At 70.4% G+C, this 22,013-nt stretch carries 23 protein-coding genes and 4 tRNA genes; 10 read left to right on the top strand and 17 right to left on the bottom strand.

The genetic code is table 11. The features are described from left to right. Positions 1–14: 14 nt before the first annotated feature. The 7 genes from cysS to ACZ7OH_RS13640 all read right to left on the bottom strand — a co-directional run bounded on the left by cysS (position 15) and on the right by ACZ7OH_RS13640 (position 4,809). Positions 15–1,403 carry a cysteine--tRNA ligase gene (cysS, locus tag ACZ7OH_RS13670; protein ID WP_470281104.1) on the bottom strand — a complete coding sequence of 463 codons (1,389 nt, stop codon included), beginning with the start codon at positions 1,401–1,403 and terminating at the stop codon, positions 15–17. A gap of 41 nt (positions 1,404–1,444) precedes the next feature. Further along, positions 1,445–2,131, bottom strand: a complete 687-nt coding sequence (locus ACZ7OH_RS13665; protein ID WP_470281103.1) for an HAD family hydrolase — start codon at positions 2,129–2,131, stop codon at positions 1,445–1,447. A 22-nt stretch (positions 2,132–2,153) separates the two neighbouring features. Further along, positions 2,154–2,540 carry a PPOX class F420-dependent oxidoreductase gene (locus ACZ7OH_RS13660; RefSeq protein WP_470281102.1) on the bottom strand — a complete coding sequence of 129 codons (387 nt, stop codon included), beginning with the start codon at positions 2,538–2,540 and terminating at the stop codon, positions 2,154–2,156. A gap of 10 nt (positions 2,541–2,550) precedes the next feature. Next, on the bottom strand, positions 2,551–2,946 hold the full coding sequence (locus ACZ7OH_RS13655; RefSeq protein ID WP_470281101.1) for a PPOX class F420-dependent oxidoreductase: 396 nt from the start codon (positions 2,944–2,946) through the stop codon (positions 2,551–2,553). A gap of 234 nt (positions 2,947–3,180) precedes the next feature. Continuing rightward, positions 3,181–3,651 (bottom strand): 2-C-methyl-D-erythritol 2,4-cyclodiphosphate synthase, encoded by a 471-nt coding sequence (gene ispF / locus ACZ7OH_RS13650; RefSeq protein ID WP_470281100.1) that lies wholly within the window; start codon positions 3,649–3,651, stop codon positions 3,181–3,183. Then, positions 3,648–4,265, bottom strand: coding sequence for an IspD/TarI family cytidylyltransferase (locus tag ACZ7OH_RS13645; protein WP_470281099.1), 618 nt, complete (start codon positions 4,263–4,265; stop codon positions 3,648–3,650). The genes ispF and ACZ7OH_RS13645 overlap by 4 nt, the downstream gene beginning before the upstream one ends. 52 nt (positions 4,266–4,317) lie before the next feature. Beyond that, positions 4,318–4,809: a CarD family transcriptional regulator gene (locus ACZ7OH_RS13640; protein WP_004559016.1), complete on the bottom strand. Its 492-nt coding sequence runs from the start codon at positions 4,807–4,809 to the stop codon at positions 4,318–4,320. A gap of 275 nt (positions 4,810–5,084) precedes the next feature. Here ACZ7OH_RS13640 and ACZ7OH_RS13635 point away from each other — a divergent pair, with 275 nt between their 5' ends. After that, positions 5,085–5,771 (top strand): copper chaperone PCu(A)C domain-containing protein, encoded by a 687-nt coding sequence (locus ACZ7OH_RS13635; protein WP_470281098.1) that lies wholly within the window; start codon positions 5,085–5,087, stop codon positions 5,769–5,771. 39 nt (positions 5,772–5,810) lie between these two features. Next, entirely contained in the window at positions 5,811–7,169 is a 1,359-nt protein-coding gene (gene radA / locus ACZ7OH_RS13630; RefSeq protein ID WP_470281097.1) for a DNA repair protein RadA, read from the top strand. Here radA and ACZ7OH_RS13625 read toward each other — a convergent pair whose 3' ends face one another. From ACZ7OH_RS13625 to ACZ7OH_RS13610, 4 genes are all read right to left on the bottom strand, one after another. Further along, positions 7,170–8,279, bottom strand: coding sequence for a CU044_5270 family protein (locus ACZ7OH_RS13625; RefSeq protein ID WP_470281096.1), 1,110 nt, complete (start codon positions 8,277–8,279; stop codon positions 7,170–7,172). It abuts the gene before it with no gap. Further along, the gene (locus ACZ7OH_RS13620) at positions 8,272–8,865 is read right to left on the bottom strand and encodes an RNA polymerase sigma factor (protein WP_470281095.1); all 594 of its coding nucleotides are present in this window, start codon (positions 8,863–8,865) and stop codon (positions 8,272–8,274) included. The genes ACZ7OH_RS13625 and ACZ7OH_RS13620 overlap by 8 nt, the downstream gene beginning before the upstream one ends. A 112-nt stretch (positions 8,866–8,977) precedes the next feature. Beyond that, the gene (locus tag ACZ7OH_RS13615; RefSeq protein WP_470281443.1) at positions 8,978–10,234 is read right to left on the bottom strand and encodes an alpha/beta hydrolase family protein; all 1,257 of its coding nucleotides are present in this window, start codon (positions 10,232–10,234) and stop codon (positions 8,978–8,980) included. A 43-nt stretch (positions 10,235–10,277) separates the two neighbouring features. Then, entirely contained in the window at positions 10,278–10,850 is a 573-nt protein-coding gene (locus ACZ7OH_RS13610) for an ArsR/SmtB family transcription factor (RefSeq protein ID WP_470281094.1), read from the bottom strand. Between the two features lie 119 nt (positions 10,851–10,969). Between ACZ7OH_RS13610 and ACZ7OH_RS13605 the strand changes: the two genes are divergently transcribed. Together ACZ7OH_RS13605 and ACZ7OH_RS13600 are read left to right on the top strand one after the other, a co-directional pair. Beyond that, entirely contained in the window at positions 10,970–11,788 is an 819-nt protein-coding gene (locus tag ACZ7OH_RS13605; protein WP_470281093.1) for a helix-turn-helix domain-containing protein, read from the top strand. A gap of 13 nt (positions 11,789–11,801) precedes the next feature. Further along, entirely contained in the window at positions 11,802–11,984 is a 183-nt protein-coding gene (locus ACZ7OH_RS13600) for a DUF397 domain-containing protein (protein WP_470281092.1), read from the top strand. On the opposite strand, the gene ACZ7OH_RS13595 is transcribed toward ACZ7OH_RS13600, so the two are convergent. From ACZ7OH_RS13595 to ACZ7OH_RS13580, 4 genes are all read right to left on the bottom strand, one after another. After that, a complete protein-coding gene (locus tag ACZ7OH_RS13595; protein WP_470281091.1) occupies positions 11,962–12,465 on the bottom strand; it encodes a hypothetical protein in 504 nt (167 codons plus the stop codon). The genes ACZ7OH_RS13600 and ACZ7OH_RS13595 overlap by 23 nt on opposite strands. An 87-nt stretch (positions 12,466–12,552) precedes the next feature. Further along, entirely contained in the window at positions 12,553–15,084 is a 2,532-nt protein-coding gene (gene otsB / locus ACZ7OH_RS13590; RefSeq protein ID WP_470281090.1) for a trehalose-phosphatase, read from the bottom strand. Between the two features lie 41 nt (positions 15,085–15,125). After that, complete coding sequence (locus tag ACZ7OH_RS13585) at positions 15,126–16,565, bottom strand: alpha,alpha-trehalose-phosphate synthase (UDP-forming) (RefSeq protein ID WP_470281089.1); 1,440 nt, start codon at positions 16,563–16,565, stop codon at positions 15,126–15,128. An 82-nt stretch (positions 16,566–16,647) separates the two neighbouring features. Beyond that, positions 16,648–18,141 (bottom strand): threonine/serine exporter family protein, encoded by a 1,494-nt coding sequence (locus ACZ7OH_RS13580; RefSeq protein WP_470281088.1) that lies wholly within the window; start codon positions 18,139–18,141, stop codon positions 16,648–16,650. Positions 18,142–18,312: 171 nt separating this feature from the next. Here ACZ7OH_RS13580 and ACZ7OH_RS13575 point away from each other — a divergent pair. Beyond that, a tRNA-Thr gene (locus ACZ7OH_RS13575) sits at positions 18,313–18,385 on the top strand. A 58-nt stretch (positions 18,386–18,443) separates the two neighbouring features. Here ACZ7OH_RS13575 and ACZ7OH_RS13570 read toward each other — a convergent pair. Next, positions 18,444–18,905, bottom strand: a complete 462-nt coding sequence (locus ACZ7OH_RS13570) for a hypothetical protein (protein WP_470281087.1) — start codon at positions 18,903–18,905, stop codon at positions 18,444–18,446. Between the two features lie 220 nt (positions 18,906–19,125). On the opposite strand from ACZ7OH_RS13570, the gene ACZ7OH_RS13565 reads away from it, so the two are divergent. The 5 genes from ACZ7OH_RS13565 (at position 19,126) to ACZ7OH_RS13545 (ending at position 21,305) form a co-directional block, all read left to right on the top strand. Then, a complete protein-coding gene (locus tag ACZ7OH_RS13565) occupies positions 19,126–19,770 on the top strand; it encodes a response regulator (RefSeq protein WP_470281086.1) in 645 nt (214 codons plus the stop codon). A 262-nt stretch (positions 19,771–20,032) separates the two neighbouring features. After that, positions 20,033–20,115 (top strand) — tRNA-Tyr (locus tag ACZ7OH_RS13560). Between the two features lie 44 nt (positions 20,116–20,159). After that, positions 20,160–20,231 (top strand) — tRNA-Glu (locus ACZ7OH_RS13555). Between the two features lie 2 nt (positions 20,232–20,233). After that, positions 20,234–20,310, top strand: a tRNA-His gene (locus ACZ7OH_RS13550). 131 nt (positions 20,311–20,441) lie between these two features. Beyond that, positions 20,442–21,305 (top strand): alpha/beta fold hydrolase, encoded by an 864-nt coding sequence (locus ACZ7OH_RS13545; protein ID WP_470281084.1) that lies wholly within the window; start codon positions 20,442–20,444, stop codon positions 21,303–21,305. Positions 21,306–21,496: 191 nt separating this feature from the next. Here the strand turns inward: ACZ7OH_RS13545 and ACZ7OH_RS13540 are convergent, their stop codons facing one another. After that, positions 21,497–21,655 carry a hypothetical protein gene (locus ACZ7OH_RS13540; protein WP_470281083.1) on the bottom strand — a complete coding sequence of 53 codons (159 nt, stop codon included), beginning with the start codon at positions 21,653–21,655 and terminating at the stop codon, positions 21,497–21,499. Between the last annotated feature and the right edge of the window lie 358 nt (positions 21,656–22,013).

Genomic DNA, 22,013 nt, shown 5'->3' with positions numbered 1-22,013 from the left:
GCTGTGTAACGGGATCAGTCGGACTTGACTGTCCACTGAGGACCGTTGGGGGTGTCCTCCACCACGATGCCCGCCTGCGAGAGGCGGTCACGGGCGGCGTCCGCGCGGGCGAAGTCCTTCTCGGCGCGGGCCTGCTGGCGCTCGGCCAGCAGCCCTTCGACGATCCGGGACAGCGCGTCCTTGGTGGGCGTGTCGGAACCGCCCGCCTCGGACCAGCGCGCGGACAGCGGGTCGAGGCCGAGCACGTCGGTCATCGCGCGGACGGCCGCGGCGAGTTCGAGTGCCTTGGGGGTGTCGCCCGCGTCGAGGGCGGCGTTACCGTCCCGGACCGTGGTGTGGACCACGGCGAACGCCTGCGGGGTGGCGAGGTCGTCGTCGAGCGCGTTGGCGAACTCCACCGGGATCGTGCCCAGCGTCACCTCGCCCGACTGAGCGGCGCGACGCAGGAACGTCTCGATCCGCCGGTAGCCCTGCGCGGCCTCGGAGACCGCGGCGTCGGAGTACTCGATGTTGGAACGGTAGTGCGGCTGCACCAGGTAGTACCGCAGTTCGGCGGCCCGGTAGCGCTCCAGCATCGCCGGGATCGCCACGGTGTTGCCCAGCGACTTCGACATCTTCTCGCCCGACATGGTCACCCAGGCGTTGTGCAGCCAGAACCGCGCGAACGCGTCGCCGGCCGCGTTCGACTGGGCACGCTCGTTCTCGTGGTGCGGGAAGACCAGGTCGATGCCGCCGCCGTGGATGTCGAACTCTGCGCCGAGGTACGCCGTCGCCATCGCGGAGCACTCCAGGTGCCAGCCCGGCCGGCCGTTGCCCCACGGCGTCGGCCACGAAGGCTCGCCCGGCTTCGCGCTCTTCCACATCGTGAAGTCGCGCGGGTCGCGCTTGCCGCGGGTCGGCGTCTCGCCCTGCTGGACGTCCTCGAGGACCTGGCCGGACAGCTTGCCGTACTCGTCGAACGACTTGACCGAGAAGTAGACGTCGCCGTCCGCGACGTAGCCGTGGCCGCTCTCGATGAGGCGTTCCATCAGCTCGACCATCTGGGTGACGTGCCCGGTCGCGCGCGGGTTGATCGACGGCGGCAGGCAGCCGAGCTGCTCGTACGCCTCTTCGAAGGCGCGCTCGTGCGTCGCCGCCCACTCCCACCAGGGGCGGTCGGCCGCGGCTGCCTTGGTCAGGATCTTGTCGTCGATGTCGGTGACGTTGCGGACCAGCAGCACGTCCAGTCCACTGTGGACGAGCCAGCGGCGCAGGACGTCGTAGTTCAGCGCGCCGCGGACGTGTCCGATGTGCGGAACGCCCTGCACGGTGGCACCACACACGTAGATCGACGCCGTTCCGCTACGGACGGGGTGGAACTCCCGCACGCTCCGGGTCGCTGTGTCGAAAAGGTGAAGGGCCACCCTCAAAGGGTACGGGGTGGGCGTGAGCGAGGTCGCAGCCCCTAGCCGACGCCGTGCGTGCGCAACGCCGTGAGCAGGGCGTCCGGCCGCTGCGCCGTGGGCAGCGGGTCGACCAGCGCGAACTCGCAGCCGAGCGCGCGGGCGCCGCCGTCGGCCTCCTCGCTGTCGCCGACCATCAGCGTCTCGGTGGCCGGGACGCCGAGCGCTTGCACGGCCTTGCGGAAGATCTCCAGCTCCGGCTTGATGGCGCCGACCTCGAAGGACAGCACGAACTCGTCGACGTAGGCGTCCCACCCGCGCGCGGTGAAGGCCGGCCGGATGTCGAAGGCGATGTTGCTCAGCACACCGACCTTCAGGCCCCGCTCGGACGCCGCCTTGAGCGCGGCTTCGGTGTCCGGGTACGGCGTCCACTGGCTGGGATCGATGAGCCGGTTGTAGAGCGCTTCGGCCTGGTCGAAGTGCGGGACGCCGGACTTCTTGAGCACCTCGAGGTACACCTTCCGGTGCAGCGCGGGGTCGCGGTCGCGGTGCTGCCAGGCGTGCACGTGCTCGGCGTCCAGCTCGACGACCTGCCCGACCGGGGCGGTCATCCGGCGCATGAGCTCGGCCTGCGCCTCGATGTCGAGCGGCTCACCTTCGTGGTCGGTCAGTTCGGTGAGCCAGGACTCGTCCTGCTCGAGCCGGAAGAGCGTGCCGGAGAAGTCGAACAACACGGCCCTGATCGTCATGGTTTCCAGCCTAACGGGACCCTCAGGCCGAATGCCCTGTGATGTGTTCGGGGACAACGCGCACGAGCACCCGAACGACCTCCGGCGGCTCGGGCGGGAAGGTCGTGCCGGTGTACTTGCGGGCCAGCTCGTCGTTCAGCTCGAGGCCGCCTTCGACGGTGACCTCGGCGCGGCCGCGGATCTCGACGTAGTTCTCGGGGTCGGCCAGGTCGAAGACGGAGAGCGAGACGCGAGGGTCGCGCCGGATGTTGCGTTCCTTGCGCCGGCCCTGGACGGTCACGAAGAGGACGGTGTCCCCGTCGCGCTTGGCCCAGACGACGGAGCTCTGCGGCGAGCCGTCGGCGTTGGTGGTGGCGACGACGGGGTAGTTGCGGCCGTCGAGCAGGGCCTTGGTGGCTTCGTTGAACATGGTCCGGACCCTATTTCACGTTGCCGGCGACCTTGTCGACCTTCAGGCGGACGATGACGCGCTCGGTGGTTTCGCCTTCGGGTGGCGGGTCCTGGGCGAGGTACTTGTGGCTGAGGGTCTTGGGGAGGGTCTTGCCGGGGTCGGGAGTGATCGTGGCGGTCCCGCGCAGCTGGGTGTGCCGGTACGGGTCGCGGGCGTCGGTGATGGAGACGCTGAGGCGCGGATCGCGGCGCAGGTTGCGGACCTTCCGGCGGTCCTCGGTCGCGCTGAAGACGAGCTCGCCGTCGTCGAGGGCGATCCAGACCACGGAGGTCTGCGGCCCGCCATCGGGGTCCAGGGTGGCGACGGTGGCGAAGTTCTTCCCGTCGATCAGCGCGCGGACGTCGTCCGAGAGGGTGAGGGCCATATCACGCCGAACCGGCGCGGGTCGGGCCCTATTCCGGGCCGGGCTGCTCGGCCACGCGGGGCGCGTGGGCCGTGGCGATCGCGGTGAGTTCGCGGCGGCGGGCTTGGCGATCCCGGTGGCCCCGCCGCAGCGCGAGAGGATCTCCCGCACCGCCGGGTGGCGGACCTTGCGGCCGGGTGTCCACATCTCGGCCTGCCTGTGGACAAGTCAGTCTCGAGATAACCGGCGCGGGCGCTACTCCTCCGCCGTCAGCAGCAGCGCCGTCGCGAAGGCCGCGATCCCCTCGCCGCGGCCGGTCAGCCCCAAGCCGTCCGACGTCGTCCCGGACACGCTCACCGGGCCGCCCACCGCCTCCGACAGCACCTTCTGCGCCTCCTCGCGCCGCTTCCCCACGCGCGGCGCGTTGCCCACGATCTGGACCGACGCGTTCCCGACCCGCCAGCCGGCCGCCTCGATCAGCCCGCGGACCTCCGCCAGCATGTCCGCGCCGTGGGCGCCGTCCATCCTGGGGTCGCCCGTGCCGAACACCGCTCCCAGGTCACCGAGGCCCGCCGCCGACAGCAGCGCGTCGCACAGGGCGTGCGCTGCCACGTCGCCGTCCGAATGGCCCGCGCAGCCGTCCACGTCCGTCCACAACAGCCCCGCCATCCAGCACTCGCGGCCCGCCTCGACCGGGTGGACGTCGACCCCGTTGCCAATCCTCACAGCGTCTCCTCGTTCTTCGGTGCCGCCGCGATCGCCTCGGCCAGGGACAGTTCGAAATCCGTCGTGACGCGCATCGCGTCCGGGTGGCCGTCCACGAGCGCCGCGCCGGTCACGTCCCACGGGTCGGCCGCCGAGAGGAACGCCTCGAGCGTGTAGCCGATCGGTGTCTGGGCCGTGCGCAGCCGCGTCCGGTCCTCGGTTCCGACGATCAGGGAGGAATCGGTCACCTTCACCGTGTCCGCCATCGGCAGCACCGGGACGACGACGGGAGCGTCACCCACCGCGTTGATGATGTCACGCACGGTCTCCGCAGGAATGAAGGCACGCAGAGCGTCGTGGAGGAGTACAACTGAGTCACCGGGAAGATCGGGCTCGACGGCGGCGAACGCCTGCCGGAGCGAGCCGGGGACGACCCGGCACGGGAGACCCTCGAGGGCCTCCGAAAACGACGACGCACACCGCTGGGGGGCCGCCACGAGCACCAGATCGATCTCCGGTACGCCGAGCAGCCCCCGCACGGTGTGCGTGAGTAGCGCCTCACCATGGACCGGCGTGAGAGCGAGCTCTCCGTCGGAGGCATGATGTGCGACGGTCACGATCACGACGACGTTCATCGGTTCGCGATCGTAGAGGCACTCACCCGCCCGTCGGGCGAATGCCCTGGGCTCAGACCGTCGCGGTTTCCAGAACTTCGTCGAGGAGGACTTCAGCCTTGTCCTCGTCGGTGCCCTCCGCGAGCGCGAGCTCGCTGACCAGAATTTGCCGCGCCTTGGCGAGCATGCGCTTCTCGCCTGCCGAAAGCCCGCGGTCCTTCTCTCGCCGCCAGAGGTCGCGCACCACTTCGGCCACCTTGTTCACATCGCCGGAGGCGAGCTTCTCGAGGTTGGCCTTGTACCGACGAGACCAGTTGGTTGGCTCCTCGGTGTGCGGAGCACGCAGAACGTCGAAGACCTTGTCCAGTCCTTCTTGCCCGACGACATCGCGCACGCCTACGATCTCGGCGTTGTCAGCGGGCACGCGAACCGTGAGATCCCCTTGCGCGACCTTGAGGACGAGGTACTTCTTCTCCTCGCCCTTGATCACGCGGGTCTCGATGGCTTCGATGAGTGCGGCACCGTGGTGCGGGTAGACGACGGTCTCTCCGACCTTGAAAACCATGTGTCCTCTGCCCCTTTCGCTGACTCCATCCTACCACGGTCCGCCAGTGCCCACCTAGCGGGCCGGACTCGTCCTCGCAGGTCAGCGGCCTGGGCGGGGGTTGACAAACGTCCGACGCCCATGCTCATGCAGGTGACCGGGACGCGTTTCCCGACGTAGTACGAAATCCTTTGTGGACGGTTGATCTTGGGCGCAACGCGGACCGGTTCCGCCCGGGAGATCGCGCCCGGCTAGTCTTCGCGGGGACGAGGCCGTGAAACTGGAAGGACTGCGACGTGAGGCTGCAGAATCGTCGCGTGCTCGGCGCGGGCGTGCTGGCGCTCGGTGCCGCGCTCGTGCTCGCCGGGTGCGGGGCCGGCCAGATCACCCAGACCGACACGCAGCAGCCCGCCGTCAACGGCACGTATGCCCAGGTCAAGACCATTGTCCTGCGTGACGCCGCGGTGCAGTACCCGCCGTCGGGTCCCGGCTACCCGGCCGGCGCGACCCCGTCGCTGACGCTGACGGTCGTGAACATCGGCACCCAGGACGACTCGCTCGTCTCGGTGACGACCGAAGACGGCACCCAGGCGACCGTGAGCGGCTCGAAGGCCATCGTCGCCGGGCACTCCCTGGTGATCGGCCCGGACGACGCGGTCGAGTCCACCAACGAGGTGCAGACCACCCCGCCGAGCGCGCCCAGCTCCTCCTCGACGGCCCCGTCGTCGACCGGGACGCCCACCAAGTCCGAGACCAACACGCCGGGCAGCCTGACGGCGTCGTCGACGTCCGAGGCCCCGTCGTCCGGCCCGGCCGCGACGCCGACGGCGCCCCAGAAGGTCGGCCAGGCCACGGTCACGCTGCCGCCGCTGAAGCAGCCGCTGTGGCCGGGGCAGACCATCAAGGTGACGTTCGTGTTCCAGAACGCGGGCCCGGTCACCGTGGAGCTGCCCGTCGCGGCTCCGGCGCACGTCAAGGAGTAGGTCCCCGGTTTTGTCGGTGGTCGCCGATAGCCTCGCGGGGTGAAGAAAGGGACCACCTACCGCTGCGCGAGCTGCGGGTACGAAGCGGCCAAGTGGCTCGGCCGGTGTCCGGAGTGCCAGGAATGGGGCTCCTTCGAGGAACGCGGGGCGCCGGTCAAGCCGGCCATCCAGCGCGTCGCCGCCGGGGCGCCCAGCGCGCCCGCGCGGCCGATCGGCGAGGTCGACGTCGAAGCCGCGCGCGCCCGCCGCACCGGCGTCTCCGAGCTCGACCGGGTGCTCGGCGGGGGCCTCGTTCCGGGCGCGGTCGTGCTGCTCGCCGGTGAGCCCGGTGTCGGCAAGTCGACTCTGCTGCTCGAAGTCGCCTACCAGTGGGCGAAGACCGTCGACAGGTCCCTGTACGTCACCGGCGAAGAGTCCGCGGGGCAGGTCCGGTTGCGCGCTGAGCGAACGGGCAACGTCCACGACCGCATGTACCTGGCCGCCGAGAGCGACCTGTCGGCCATCCTCGGGCACGTCGACGACGTCAAACCGGGCGTGCTGATCGTCGACTCGGTGCAGACTATGGCGTCCCCGCAGGTGGACGGCTCGCCAGGCGGGGTGACGCAGGTTCGCGCGGTCACTTCCGGGCTGGTCGCACTGGCCAAGGAGCGCGGGCTGCCCGTGGTCCTGGTGGGGCACGTCACGAAAGACGGCTCGGTCGCCGGTCCCCGTGTGCTCGAACACCTCGTGGACGTCGTGCTGCAGTTCGAGGGCGACAAGCACTCCACGCTGCGGATGCTGCGCGGCATCAAGAACCGGTTCGGCGCGTCCGACGAGATCGGCTGCTTCGAGCTGCAGGAAGAAGGCATCGTCGGGGTGCCGGACCCGTCCGGGCTGTTCATCAGCCGCACGGCGGAGCCGGTGCCGGGCACGGCGATCACGGTGTCGATGGAGGGCAAGCGGCCGCTGCTGGGCGAGGTCCAGGCGCTGGTGTCCTCGACGTCGGCGCCGCAGCCGCGGCGCGCGGTGAGCGGGCTCGACTCGGCGCGCGTGGCGATGGTCCTGGCCGTGCTGGAGAAACGCGGTGGGCTGAAGCTGGGCGACAAGGACGTCTACACCGCCACCGTCGGCGGCATGAAGATCACCGAGCCCGGGATCGACCTCGCGCTGGTGCTGGCGCTGACGTCGAGCTTCGAAGACGTCGCGTTGTCACCACGGCTGGTGTCCGTCGGCGAAGTCGGGCTCGCCGGTGAGATCCGCCGCGTGCCGAGCGTCGGGCGGCGGCTGGCGGAGGCCGCCCGGCTGGGCTTCACGCACGCCCTCGTCCCGCCGGACTCCGGGAAGCCGCCGGCGGGTATCCGCGTGCTGGAGGTGGCGAACGTCGCGGACGCGCTGAACGCGGCCAACCACGCCCGCTGATCACCCCGAGGTCCCGGTGATGGCGAAGGAGTACAGCGTCGCCGGGGCCGGGGGGAGCTGCGGCGCGAACGGCACTTCGTTCTTGGTGGTCGCGGTCGGTGGACCCACCGGAGTCGGTGGTGCCACGGGCACGGTCAGCGGGACGTCCGGGCGGGTGGGCGTCGTCGCCGGCGTGCCCGGTGGGAAGTCCCAGGCCAGCAGCTGGGCCGTCGCCGGGTCGAGGTACAGGTGCTGGCCCGTGTCCTTCACGCCGACCACGGTGGCCGGGCGGCCGTCCGGGGTCTGGCCGGGGACCGCGAACGCCATGGCGATACCGCTGAGGGCGTCGCGCAGGGCCTCGCGGACCGGTCTCGGGGCCAGCCCCAGCTCCAGCACCATCCGCACCATCGTGAGCGCCTCGGTGGCGCTGTGCGCCCGGCCGTCGTCGGTGATGTCGATCGTGTCGAACAGCAGGCGCTTGGTCAGCTTCGCCCGGTCCGGGACCAGCGACGCCACCAGGTCGGCGTCGGGCGACAGCCAGTTCTTCAGCGGGGTGTTCCACCCTGGCTGGGTCATGCCGGTCATGCGGGGTTCGCCGGGGAACACGCCGGCCGGGCCGTACTCGTCCTTCGGAGCGCGGTTCACTTCCGCGCGCTCGCCGGGCGGCAGGCCGTCGATCGCGCCCGTCCACATCGTGCGCCGGTGCCACGTCCCCTTCGGGTCCGCCGGGATCCACAGCTCCACCTTGCGCTGCACGTTGACCTGCTTGCCGAGCACGGTTTCCGGCACCCAGGTGAGCCGTTGCGCGTAGTGGAACTCGCCCGGTGCCAGCGGCCGGTCCAGGTAGGCGAGCGACGTGGCCGGGCGGGCCGGTTCCGGCGCCGGCGGCCGCAGCGAGACGACGATCCCGAGCCCGCCCACCAGCGTGACGACGGCCGCGGCCACGGCGATCCACCGCCACGTCCCCCGGCGACGCGGCTCGGGCGGCGCTCCGGGCGTGCCCGCGGCGGCCATCAGGGACGCGCGGGCGAAGGCGAGGCCGTCTTCCTCGTCGACGTCGTCGTGCAGGTCGGACAGGGCCGCGTCGAGTTCGGCGTCGGACCAGATCTTCCGGACGTTGTCTTCACGCAAGGTCCTGCACCTCCTCTTGAGCCGGGGCGTTCGTCCTGAGCCAGCGTCTGATCCGGTGCAGCCGGGACCGGACGGTACCGGGCGGGATGCCGAGGGCTTCGGCAACCTCGGCCGGTTCGAGCCCGGCCCACGAGACGAGCAGCAGCGTGTCGCGGTCGGCGGGGCTGAGCTTGGCGAGGGCCTTGGCCAGCTGCGCGGCGCGGACCTGGGCGTCGACCTGCTCGGCGACGCGGCCGTCGTGCCCGGCGTGGGTGTGCTCCCCGGTGCGGGCGAGCCGCGCGGTGGCCTGCAGCCCGCGCAGCTCCGACCGAACGTGGTGGCGCAGCAGGTTGGTGGCGATGCCGTAGAGCCACGACCGCGCGGTGCCGAGCTCGGGCCGGTAGGACTCCCGCCGCCGCAGCGCCACGAGGAAGGTCTCGGCGACGAGGTCGTTCGCCGGTTCGGGCCCGACGCGCCGGGCGAGGTACCGCCGCAGCGCGACGGCGTGGGCGTCGAAGAGCCGCCCGAACGCCGGCCCGGGCTCGGATCCGCCCAGGTCCGGGCGGTCGTGCCCCCAGATCTCCGATCCCTCCTGGATCACCTGCATGCCCCCAGTTGCCCGCAGCGCGCGCGAGCGTTCACGGGCGAACCTACCTTCGTCGTGATCCGTTCCGGGCGGGTGAGAGACACGACCTGACCAGGGCCGCGATCATCTCCGCCTAGATCCCCAGCAGGCCCCAATAAACCGCCCAGGGGACGAACACCACGCCGCCGGCCAAGGTCATCGCCAAGCGGGGGGTTCGGTGGCGCCACCACGCCACCGCCGTGCCGATCGCTGCCGCCAGCACGCCCAGTGAGAGCAACTGCAGTGCCCACCACGGGAGTGGGCGTCCCCACAGCACCGGGCCGAGGCCGCGGCCCATCGACACCTGGATCAGCACGTTCACGACCAGGAAGCCGAGCACCGCGAGCAGCCCGGTCGCCGCCAGCCAGCGGGCCGGGCGGCCCGCGCCGCGGCCCAGGCCGAAGCCGAACGCCACCAGCAGGAACAGCAGCACCGCCAGCTGGAGCCACGTCGACTCGTACCAGGCCAACGGCGTCACCGCGGTGCTCGGCCGGTCCTGCGGCGGTGGCGCGTCAGCCGAAGATGCAGCGGGCAAGTCGTGCACCCACGTGCCCACCAGCTCCAGGTACCCCGGCGCGTAGCCGGGCAGCTTGTCGTAGCCGTCCGTCGTGCGGCGCAGCTGGTGCTGCGCGTCCGGGAACACCCGCAACGTGTAGTGCGCCAACGACTCCCGGAAGATCCGGACCGCTTCGCCCGGCGGCGTCAGGACGTCCTTCGCGCCCCACAGCCCGAGTACCGGCTGGCGCAGGCTCTTCAGCACCACCACCGGGTCGTAGTGCGCCTCCGGGAACACGCCGCCGCCGACCAGCTGACGCATCATCGTCGACGACGCCATCCGCACCATCGAGCCGTCCATCCCCAGTTGCCGCAGCTGGTTCTCGACCGCCCACGCCTGCTGCCGCGACGGTTCGACGCCGTTCGCCCCCAGCGTCACCACGAAAGCGACGTCCGCGGACCGAGAAGCCGCCAGCGGCGCCACCCAGCCGCCTTCGCTCAACCCCCACACGCCGACCCGCGCCGGGTCGACTTCCGGCCGCTTCCGCAACGCCTCGACGGCCGCCAGCGCGTCGTCCGCCAGTGTCGAGTACGACCGGGAGAACTGCGAGTACCCCTCGGTTCGCTTGTCGTAGATCAGCGTCGCTATCCCTTGCCGTGCAAAGACTTCCGCCTGGTCGCGGTAGTCCTCGCGGCTGTGCGCCCCCGAGCCGTGGACCATCACCAGGCCCGGCAGTTTCGTTCCCCCGGGCGGGGCGACGACGCTGCCGTGCAACGTCACCCCGCCGTTCGTGAAAGTCACGTCGCTCGGGTCGGCCGAAGCCGGTGGTGCCCAAGCCGTGCCCGCCAGGATCACCCCGGCCAGTAGTAGAGCCCCTCTTCGCATGTGAATCCCCCTGTCATGGTTTCTCCCCTGGGTCCGGGAACGCGAGCAGGCGCACGAGCACGCGCCGCGCCTCCGGTGACCGGTCGTCCTCGGGCCGCCAGTACCGGCGGAACAGCTCCAGGTACTCGTCCCAGAACCGCTTCAGTTCCTCCGCGGTGAGCCACGTGCCGCCGCGGGCGTAGAGCAGCGTGTCCGGCCAGTCGCCGGGCAGCTCCTCGCGCGTCTCCACGAACCGGTTCAGCTTTTCGAGGTCGTCCTCGAACCCCTGGCGCTGCATGTCGTCGAACAGCACGCGGGATTCGGCGCTCTGCGAACTGCGGCGCGGCCACCGGATGTCCCGCGGCCGCGTCCGCCACCACCGTTCCTTGCCCTTGGCGAGCTCCGGGACGTCTTCGACGAACCCGAACCGCGCCAGCTCCCGCAGGTGGTAGCTGGTCGCGCCGGTGTTCTCGCCGAGCGTCTGGGCGAGCTTCGTGGCTGTCGCCGGGCCCGCGGACAACACGCCGAGTATCCGGCGGCGCAACGGGTGCGTGACGGCCTTGAGGACGTCCGGGTCCAGTTCTTCCGGTGGTGGAGCGCTGGTCATGACGTCACTGTAGCCGTGCAGAGAAAGTTGTGCAAAGAAAGTTCTGCACGCGGGAATCCCAGATTGCCGGACCCGGGCCTTACTATCCGTGCCCATGTGGTTCCGAGGGGTCAGACGCCGTGGGTGAGCCGAACCTGCCCGCCCGGCAGATGGGGCGTCAGCTGAAGCGGATGCGCGAACGGCTCGGCATGACGCAGGACGAAGCCGGCGCGCCACTGCGCATGTCGACGAGCAAGATGTCGCGCATCGAGATGGGGTACCTGCCGCCCTATCACGACTTCCGCGCGCTCCTGGACCGGTACAACGTGGTCGTTTCGGACTGGGGCGAGTACATCGCCGCCTACGACCGCGCCAAGGCGAAGGGCTGGTGGCACCACTACGGGGTGGGGAACCGCGGCTTCCTGCCCATCGAGGCCGAAGCGAGCGCGGTGAAGGTCTTCCAGTTCGGCTACATCCCCGGACTGCTCCAGACCGAGGCGTACATGCGGGAGGTCTTCGCCGCGGCGCGGGTGCAGATGAAGCCGAAGGTGCTGGAGAACCAGGTCACCGTGCGGCTGCTGAGGCAGCTGCGGCTCACCGACAACCCGATCCTGCAGCTCCACGCGATCATCGACGAGCACGCGCTGCGGCGGCCGGTCCTCGGTCGTGCGGACCGGCAGGAGCAGTTGCAGCACCTGGTCGAGCGGGCGCGGCAGCCGAACGTGACCCTCCAGGTGGTGCCGGAGGATGTCGGTGCTTACTCGGGCCAGAACGGCAACCTCATCATCGCGAGCTTCGATGACCCCCAGGAGCCGGACATCGCCTACGTCGAGCACATCTTCGGCTCGGTTCACGTTGAGAAGGAGGGGGAGGTCTCCGCTGCTAAGCTGGCCTTCAAGGATTTCGCCGATCGGGCCTTGGATGCGGAGGACTCGATCGCGCTGATCGAACGGCTCTGAGCGGGAGGCTGCGGTGTCCACTGTAGACGGACGGTGGGTCAAGAGCAGCTACAGCACAGATGGCCAGGGCAGTGACTGTGTTGAGGTTGAGCTTGGTGCGCGAGTGGGCGTGCGGGACTCCAAGGCGCCCCACGGCGAACTGCACCTGAGCCCCGCCGCGTGGTCGGCTTTCCTCACCAAATCGGGTGATCGCTGAACTTCCGCAGCGTCTGCACCGACGGCCGCACGAAGAACATCCCGGCCACGTACCCCAACGTGGCGAAGGCGAACGTCGCCACCGTGGTGAGCAGGTCCGGCCGCAGCCGGAACACGATCGGGACCGCGAAGAGCCCGAGAATCAGCACGAGCGTCAGCACGTACGTGAAGAGCAGCGTGGTGCGCGCCACTGCGGCCGTCGCGACCACCAGGTAGTCGCCGCGCAGGCACCGCCGTGACGAGAGCACCAGGACCGCGATCGCCAGCACACTCAGCGGCGGCAGCACGACGGCGGCCTTCCCGATCAGCGAATCCGGCAGCGCGTGGCCGCGGGCGAGGCTCTCCAGGAACGTCGTGAGACCGAACAGCAGCACCATCGCGGCGATCATCGTGCACCCGACGACCACCGAACCCGCGCGCACCCGCTCGGCGAACCGGGGCGGCAGCGGGACGAACTCGACCTGGCCGGAAGTGCCCTGCATCCACCTCACCTCCGAACGCCGTGAAGGCCACCATAAGGAACTTGTGGTTCCCCAAGGTGGCCTTCACGGAGATTCAGACCGAAAGGGCTAACTGGCCGCCAGCAAGTTGGCGCACCGGATCAGCCCGATGTGCGAATAGGCCTGCGGGTGGTTGCCGAGGGACCGTTCGGCGATGGGGTCGTACTGCTCGGGCAGCAGCCCCGTCGGGCCGGCGGCCGCGACGATCTGGTCGAACAGCTCCTGCGCCTCGGTGCGCCGCCCGGTGAGCAGGTACGCCTCGATCAGCCACGCCGCGCAGATGTGGAAACCGCCCTCACCACCGGGAAGGCCGTCGTCGCGGCGGTAACGGTACACAGTGGACCCACTGCGCAGCTCCGCCTCGATCGCGGTCACCGTCTGCTGGAACCGCTCGTCGGCGGGGTCGATCAGGCCGGTGAGCCCGACGAACAGCGACGCGGCGTCGAGGTCCGTGCCGTCGTAAGCCGTGGTGAAGGCCTGGACCTCGTCGTTCCAACCGTGCGTGAGGACATCGTGCTTGATTTCCTCGCGCAATCCCTGCCAGTTGCCGGGGATCTCGCGGCCGTACTGCTCGCCGAGCTTGATCGCGCGGTCGATGGTCACCCAGCACATGACCCGGGAGTAGACCCGGTGGCGCGGCACGTGCCGCTCCTCCCAGATCCCGTGGTCGGGCTCGTTCCAGCGCCGCGTCACGGCTTCCGCCATCGCGCGGACCAGCTGCCAGTCCTCGTCGCGCAGGTCGCTGCGCGCCGCGGCCAGCGTGCCGACCAGCTCGACGACCGGGCCGAAAACGTCCAGCTGCACCTGGTGGTTCGCCAGGTTGCCGACGCGAACCGGGCGAGAACCGGCATAACCGGGCAACGACTCGATGACCGCTTCGGCACCGATCACGCTGCCCGCCAGGGTGTACAGCGGGTGCAGCCGCTCCGGGCCGGCCAGCGTGGCGAGCACGCCGTGCAGCCACTTGAGGTAGCCCTCGGCCTCCTCGACCGAGCCCAGGTGCACGAGCTCTCGCACGGTCATCGCGGCGTCGCGAATCCAGCAGTAGCGGTAGTCCCAGTTGCGGACGCCGCCGATCTCCTCCGGCAGCGACGACGTCGCCGCGGCGAGCACGCCGCCGGTGTCGGTGTTGACCAGGCCGCGCAGGGTCAGCGCCGAACGCAGCACCAGGTCGGTCTGCACCTTCGGGAGCTGCAGCTTCGACGTCCACTCGCTCCAGTAGCGGCCGGCGCGGTCGCGTCGCTCCACTTCGGACAGTTCGTGCGGGCCGAGGTCCGTGGTCCCGCAGCGCAGCTCCAGCACGACCGGCTGGGTCGGCGTCGGCTGGACCAGCGCGCTCGCGGTGTCGTGCAGGCCGTCGGAGGTGATGGTCCACTCGACGCCCGGCGAATACAGCACGAACGGCTCGGACGTGCCGAGGACCCGCACGCCGCCTTCGACGATCTCCAGCTTCACCGGCACGCCGCCGAACTCGGGGCGCGGCGCGAACCGGACGCTCGCGACCGCCTCGCCCGAGATCACGCGGACGAGGTCCGTCCGGTGCTGCGGGCTCTCCGGCTCGAGGTAGTCGGTGACGAGCAGGCGCGACCAGCGCGTCTCGACCGTCATCGTGTTCGGCAGGTAGCGCTGGCCGAGTGGCAGGCCGTTGCGGTGCGGCTTGATGGAGAAGTGGCCGGCCCCCTCGCCGCCGAGCAGGTCGGCGAACACGGCGGGCGCGTCCGGGCCCGGGTGGCAGAGCCAGGTCAGCTTCGCGTCCGGCGTCAGCAGCGCGACCGAGCGCTCGTTGGCCAGCATCGACAGCCGTTCGATCGGCGGCGCCGACTCGCCGTAGAGCCAGTTGCGCCGCTCTTCCAGCATGAACGCGAGCACCAGCGCGACGTCGACGGTGTCCGGGACGCGGAAGCCGGCGAGCGTCTCGCCGTCGCCGACCTTGATGCCCAGGTCCGGGCCGGACAGGCGGGCGAAGGCCTTCTCGTCGGTGACGTCGTCGCCGAGGAAGATCGCCGCGGTGGCGCCGACCTGGTGGCGCAGGATGTCGAGCGCGCGCCCCTTGTCCGTCTGGACGACCGCGAGCTCGACCACCTCCTTGCCGTCGGTGGTCGACACACCCTCCCATGTGGACGGTCCGGAGTGGACGGCCGCGAGCACGCGGCGCCCGGCCTCGTGCTCGGCGCGGCGCACGTGCACCGCGATGCTCGCCGGCTTGACCTCCAGCGACACGCCCGGGACGTCCAGCACGAGCTGCTCCAGCTCGGCCTCCAGCCGCCGGTGCAGGTCGCGCGCCTTCTCGTCGAGGGCGTGGATGAAGCCGATGTCGAACTCCGAGCCGTGGCTGCCGACGAGGTTCACCTCGGAGGGCAGCCGCGACAGCGTCGCCAGGTCACGCAGGGCGCGCCCGGAGATGACCGCCGTGGTGGTCTCGTGCAGACCGGCGAGCGATCTGAGGGCGCCCACGGACTCGGGCAGCGGACGCGCCTCGTCCGGGTTGAGGGTGATGGGTGCCAGCGTGCCGTCGTAGTCGCAAGCGACCAGCAGGCGCGGCGTGCGAGCGATCTGGACGATCGCACGCCGCAGCTCGGCGGGCAGGGCCTCGGCAGTCAACACTCCTCCTCAGGAGCTCGTGCATGGGTCTGGGGACTATGTCAGTCGACCGCCTCGGTGCCCAAAGCCTGCAGGAACGAGCGCGCCCATCGATCGACGTCATGGGTGAGGACCTGGCGACGCATGGCGCGCATCCGGCGACGGCCCTCGGCCGGGTCGAGCGTAATGGCAGCTACTAAAGCGTCCTTCACCCCGTCCAGGTCGTGGGGGTTGACGAGGAATGCGCTAGAGAGCTCGGCGGCCGCGCCGGCGAACTCGGACAGCACCAGCGCGCCCCCGAGGTCGTGCCGGGTGGCGACGTACTCCTTGCAGACGAGGTTCATGCCGTCACGCAGCGGCGTCACGACCATGACGTCCGCGGCGGAGAAGAAGGCGGCCAGCTCGGTGCGGTCGACCGATTGGTGCAGGTAGTGCACGACCGGGTGGCCGACGCGGGAGAACTCGCCGTTGATCCGCCCGACCATCTGCTCGATCTCGCCGCGCATCCGCTGGTAGTGCTCGACGCGCTCGCGGCTGGGGGTGGCGAGCTGGACGAACGTGACGTCGTCCGGCTGCAGCCGCCCCTCGTGCAGGAGCTCGTGCAGCGCCTGCAGCCGCAGGTCGATGCCCTTGGTGTAGTCGAGGCGGTCGACGCCGAGCAGGACCGTCTTGGGGTTGCCGAGGTCGCGCCGCAGCTGGGCGGCGCGCTCCTGGACGCCCTTGGTGCGGGCGAGGTTGTCGAGGCCGGCGGCGTCGATGGAGATGGGGAAGGCGCCGACCCGGACGGTCCGGTCGCCGACCTGCATGGTGCCCGGCCGCGACCGGACGCCGACCGCGCCGCGCGTCGACTCGAGGCCGATCAGCTGGCGGCACAGCCAGAGGAAGTTCTGCGCCCCGCCGGGGCGGTGGAAGCCGACGAGGTCGGCGCCGGTGAGGCCGCGGATGAGCGCGGCGCGCCACGGCATCTGCATGAACAGCTCGACCGGCGGGAAGGGGATGTGCAGGAAGAAGCCGATGCGCAGGTCCGGTCTCAGCTCGCGCAGCATCGCCGGCACCAGCTGCAGCTGGTAGTCCTGGATCCAGACGGTCGCGCCCTGGGCGGCGACGTCGGCGCTGGCCTGCGCGAACCGGCGGTTCACCTTGACGTAGCTGTTCCACCACACGCGGTCGAACACCGGGCGCTCGACGACGTCGTGGTAGAGCGGCCAGAGCGTGGCGTTGGAGAAGCCCTCGTAGTAGTCGCGGACCTCGTCGGCGCTGAGCGATACGGGGTGCAGCACCAGGCCGTCGTCGTCGAACTCCTCGACGTCGACGTCCGGGATGCCCGGCCAGCCGACCCAGGCGCCCTTCCGGGATCGCAGGAACGGCTCCAGCGCGGAGACGAGCCCACCCGGGCTGGCCGTCCAGCGGCGTTCACCGTCCGTCGTGCGTTCGAGGTCCACCGGTAGCCGGTTCGCCACTACGACGAAGTCGGCCTGGTTCCCGTTCTCCTTGTCACTCACAGCTGCTGCTCCTCGCGTCCTGGGTCGCGGCCCCAGAGTGAAACCCTATCGCGTGAGCGATGAACAGCCGGTGACCGTCGGGTTACTCCAAGCTTCGTTCGGTCGGTTCGAGCGGACCAGCCATGCGTGGTCCGGCGAACCGCCGCTCGAGCCTGCCCAGGCCGGTCCGCACCGGCTGGGCGAGCCATTCCCCGAGTACCACGCCCGCTGCCAGCGCAAGCCCGATAGCGACGGCCGTCATGAGCGTCGAGATGTTCCCACTGGGCTCGACCCCGATCTGATACAGACCACGGTAGGTCGAAAGGCCCGGAAGCAGCGGAGTGATCCCGGACACGGCGACCACCAGTGGAGTAACGCCGAGTCGTCGGGCGAGCACACCACCGCAGAACCCGACGAGCGTCGCGGCGATGGCGGACGAGCTGACACTGTCCAGTTGGGCGAGCGTGAGCGACCCGTAGACGGCGGCGCCGATCCCCCCGGCGGCCGCGGCGACCAGCATCGCCCGCATCTTGGAGTAGCTGGCGAGCGCGAAGCAACCGGCGGCGCCGGCTCCGCCGAGCACGACCATCGGCAGCTGCAGCGCGGTCGACGTCGGCACCTCCGGCAGCGGCGTCCGCGGCAGGCCGAGCATGACGGCGATCCGCAGGGCGAGCACGACCCCGGCGATCAGGCCGGCGGACATCAGCGCGGTCTCCATGGTGCGGCCGGCGGCGGTGACGTTATAGCCGGTGATGGCGTCTTGCACCGCGGAGACGGTGGAGAGCCCGGACAGCAGCACGGTGACCGCGGCGGCGACGACGAGCGTCGGTTTGTCGGTGGTCAGGACGTTCATGCTGACGATGGCCATGGCCGAGAGCGTCGCGACCAGGCCCCCGATGACCTGCTGGAAGAAGAAGGGCAGGCCGTAGCGGTTCACGAACCGCCCGATCCGGTCGATGACGCCGGAGATGACGAAGGCGACGAGCGCGATGTCGATGCCCCCGCCGAGCAGCAGGGTGATGAAGGCGGCGACCCCGCCCCAGGCGAGCGTCGCGGTCCAGCGCGGGTAGGGGTGCGAGGCCTGCGTGATCCGCTCGAGCTCCTGCTGGGCCTGCTCGGCACCGATGTTGCCGCGCACGATCTGCCGGATGAGCTTCTCGGTCTCGGTGAGCCGGGTGTAGTCGAGGCTCCGGCTCCGCACGACGCGCAGCGCGGTGACGGGCGAGAGGTCACTGCCCCGGTGGCAGGTGACGGTGATCGAGGTGAAGATGACGTCCACCTCGCAGTGCGGCAGCCCGAGAGCCCCGGCGATGGCGATGATGGTGGCGGTGACGTCCGACGCGCCGGCACCGCTGGCCATCTGGACCTCACCGATGCGCAGGGAGAGGTCGAGCACGAAGTTGACGGTGGCCTCGTCGGGCAGCTGAGGCCCCATGGCCTCGTCGGCATCGACGGCGGGGAACTCACCGGTGGGTGCCTCGAGAACGTGCCAGGGGCGGCGCTTGAGGAGGTTCGGGCGGTGGGTCCGCGGCTTTTGCTCGGGCGGTTCGAGGAGGGGCCATCTGGTCGTGGTGTGCCCCGTGCTGTCGATCTTCAAGATCCACCTCCTCGCTCTGTCGTCCTCCTCCGGGTGCATCGACGGCGGTGTGTCCATCGTTGCAGTGGCGTTGACCACGTTGCTCCATAGTGGCCTGGAGCTGGTGATCTTGCCTCTTGACGGGGCGGTGGGGTGGGGCCGATACACTGGGGTCGGTGCCTTGGGTGCCAGGCCGCTATAGCTCAGCTGGTAGAGCATCTGTCTTGTAAACAGAAGGTCAGGGGTTCGAGCCCCCTTGGCGGCTCCGACTCACCGCCACGCTCACCGATCCCCGGACCGGTGAGCGTGACAGCGATGTCGGTCTAGTCGCACCAACCGTAGGGGCCGTACGCGCTCGCGGCGCGAGACAGGGCACTGTCCCAAACCACACCGTGGATGCGAACGCACTTTCCTGGCGCGTACACGTAGTACGGTCCGGCGTAGTACGAGTAGTAGTCGTTGTCGCCGACCATGTTCGAGCCCTCCACCTGGATGTGCGCGACCGTGTAGCTGTCCACGCCCACGTACGCTTGCTTGAGCGTGACCACGCAGTTCTTCTTCGTGGTCGCGCTGTAGAGCAAGTAGGTGTGTCCCCACACCTGCGAGCCGTAGCTCAGGGTCAGGGTCGCGTCCGGCGACACGCGCCGGTAGCCCGAGCCGCAGGCACCTTCCGGGGTGTACGGATTGCTCGCGGCCTGCGCCTGGGGAGCGGCGATCAGGGTCGTCGCCAAGGCGAGGACCCCGGCCAGCAGTGTCGTCGCTCGGCGGTGCCGATGATTCCTCATGGTCGTCAACGCAAATCCCTCCACGTTCTCGAACAGCGTGTCGGCGGACCCACGCCGGAGCGCTCGGGGGCGCCCCCGCGGGCCCGGTGGCGTTGCGCGGGAGCGGGCGGGGTTTGGCCGGGCTGCGCGAACGCGTCGACGTGCTCGGCGGGGAGTTCACGGCGGAGCGTCGTGATGGCGGATTCGTCGTGAAGGCAAGGATTCCCGCGGGGAGGGCGTCGTGATCCGGGTGCTCGTCTGCGACGACCAGGCGCTGATTCGCACGGGCTTCGCGACGATCATCGACGCCCAGGCCGACCTCGAGGTGGTCGGCGAGTGCGGCGACGGGCGCACGGCGGTGGACCTCGCCGGTTCGCTGCGGCCCGACGTCGTGGTGATGGACGTCCGGATGCCGGTGCTGGACGGCATCGAGGCGACGCGCCTGCTCGCCGGCGCCGGGGTCGCGCAGCCGGTGAAGGTGCTGGTGGTGACGACGTTCAACCTCGACGAGTACGTCTACGAGGCGTTGCGCGCGGGCGCCAGCGGGTTCCTGCTCAAGGACGCCCCGCCCGCGCAGCTGCTGCACGGAATCCGCACCGTCGCGACCGGTGCGGCGCTGCTGGATCCGGAGGTGACGCACCGGCTGGTCGGCAAGTACGCGGCGCGGATCCGCCCGGCGTCGTCGGCGGAAACCGCGTTGGCGCCCCGGGAACTGGAAGTGCTGCGGTTGATCGCGGATGGGTTGTCCAACAGCGAGATCGCGGCCGCGCTGGTGATCAGCCAGGAGACCGTCAAGACGTACGTGTCGCGAATCCTGACCAAGCTGGACCTGCGGGACCGGGTTCAGGCGGTGGTGTACGCGTACCGCACGGGACTGGTCGGTTAATTCGTTGACGCCGTTCGGCGGGCACGTGATGATGTTTCCACACGAACCAAGCCGAGGAGTCGTCGTGAGCTATATGCGGGAACACCACCTCCGGGGGCTCCTCGGCATGACGTAGTACCGCGTCGTGCACCGGGAGCCGCCCATCGGGTATCCGATCCGGGCGGTTTTTTTGTGTGCTTTTCAGAGACTTTTTTCTGCGCTCGTCTTCGCCGTAAGAGTACGGCGGACGCGAGTGCGCCCCGGTCGTCGTGACCGGGGACTCGGTGGAGACGGGGCTGCGGAGCCTCAGCCGGCTGTAAACCGGACGCCCTTGTGGCACAGGGGGTTCGACTCCCTCCTCCACCACGGATCGGTGGGTTCGATGCCCACCGACCGCTCTTTTTTCGCAAGGCGCGTTGGTCCAGTGGAACGGATGCCCGGTTCTCACCCGGGGGACCCGGGTTCGACTCCCGGACGCGCTGCTGTGGCCGAAGCCGAAGGAGACGAGGCCCCGGGTTGTGACCCCGGGAAAAGCCGGTGCGAGTCCGGCCGGCCACCCCACGCGCGCGGTTCGGCAACCAGCGGGGTCTCATACGCCCCGCCCACGTGGATCGACACCACGGCGCGCGACCACCCGAAAATGTCGGTGCTGCCGTTTACGCTTCCCCCAACGTCCGAAATGGGGAGGCTCCATGACCACGCACACACTGGCAACGCCCGAGGCCGACAGCGTCTACGACGTCCACGGCCCCTTGCCCGCCGACAGCCCGCGGCCACCGCTGCTCATGGTCGGGCAACCCATGGAAGCCAGCGGGTTCAGCACGCTGGCGTCCTACTTCCCCGACCGCACCGTCGTCACCTACGACCCGCGCGGGCTGGGGCGCAGCGTCCGCAAAGACGGCCGGGAAGACCACGTTCCCGCCACCCAAGCGGGTGATCTCCACCGCGTCATCGAGGCGCTCGGTGCCGGCGTCGTCGAGGTGTTCGGGAGCAGCGGGGGCGCCGTCACCGCGCTCGCGCTCGTCACCGCCTATCCCGACGACGTCCGGACGCTCGTCGCGCACGAGCCACCGCTCGTCGGGGTGTTGCCCGACGCCGCCGCGGCCGAGCGGGCCGGGAAGGCCATGCGGGACGCCTACCAGGCGCGGGGCTTCGGGGCCGGCATGGCCGCCTTCATGACCATGACGTCGTGGAAAGGCGAGTTCACCGACGACTACTTCGCCCTGCCCGCGCCGGACCCGGCCCAGTTCGGCATGCCGGCCGAAGACGACGGCCGCCGGGACGATCCGCTGCTCACCGAACGCTCGCTGGCCGTCACCGCCTACCAGCTCGACATCGACGCGCTGACTGCCGCGCCGACGCGGGTCGTGATCGCCGTCGGCGAGGAGTCCCTCGACGTCATGACCGGGCGCGCCGCCCTCGCCACCGCCGAACGCCTCGGCCAGCAGGCGACGATCTTCCCCAGCCACCACGGTGGTTTCCTCGGCGGCGAGTTCGGCTACGCCGGCCAGCCCGAGGCGTTCGCGCGGAAGCTCCGGGAGGTGCTTGAAGGCTGACCTCTGGTCGCGGCCAAGGGGTACGCGGGCGCGCGGATCGCGTCGATCGCAGGCCGCGGGCGTGAACCAGGAGCCCGCAGCGCCTGGCCGGGACGGTGGAGCGGATAGCGGCGATGAAGGCCGACGGCCGGACTCCCCGGAGTCCGTGGAGCGGTACATCGACCAGGTGGCCAAGCATCTGGGCACCTGAGTCAGTGCTCGACGGGCTCGGAGGTGGCCACCGCGGGCCCCTGGCTCGGCGTGCCCGTGTGAGCGCTGGGGCCGGCGAGCGACAACCCGGCGACAAGTGCGACCGCGACGAGGAAAAGCGCGGTGCGGACGAGGGCGGAAAACGAACAGACGACCATCATGACTCGCTCCTCGGAATTTCCCGGATCAACGGGGGATTTCGACGATTCCGCGGCGGCCGCGGAATTTCGGGACTCCATCAATGGTGCGCTGTCGCGGGGCCGGGGGACAAGGCGTTTCCTTTGCCGGAAACGGTTTGGGCGAGGGAAACCGTGAGGGCGGCATGAAGGAGGGCCCGCGGTGACCCGCGGGCCCTGTCGGTGGACGGTTCGGGGGAACGGTGGCGCGGGCCCTGGCCCAGCGGCCGGCTGGTGTTCGATCCTCGCTGGCGGGCTGGCGGGCTGGCGGGCTGGCGGGCTGGCGGGCTGGCGGGCTGGCGGGCTGGCGGGCTGGCGGGCTGGCGGGCTGGCGGGCTGGCGG

The organism is Amycolatopsis sp. NPDC114478, assembly GCF_055633805.1.
Note: the sequence above shows the minus strand (reverse complement) of the source record. Positions and strands in the feature narration are given on the sequence as shown.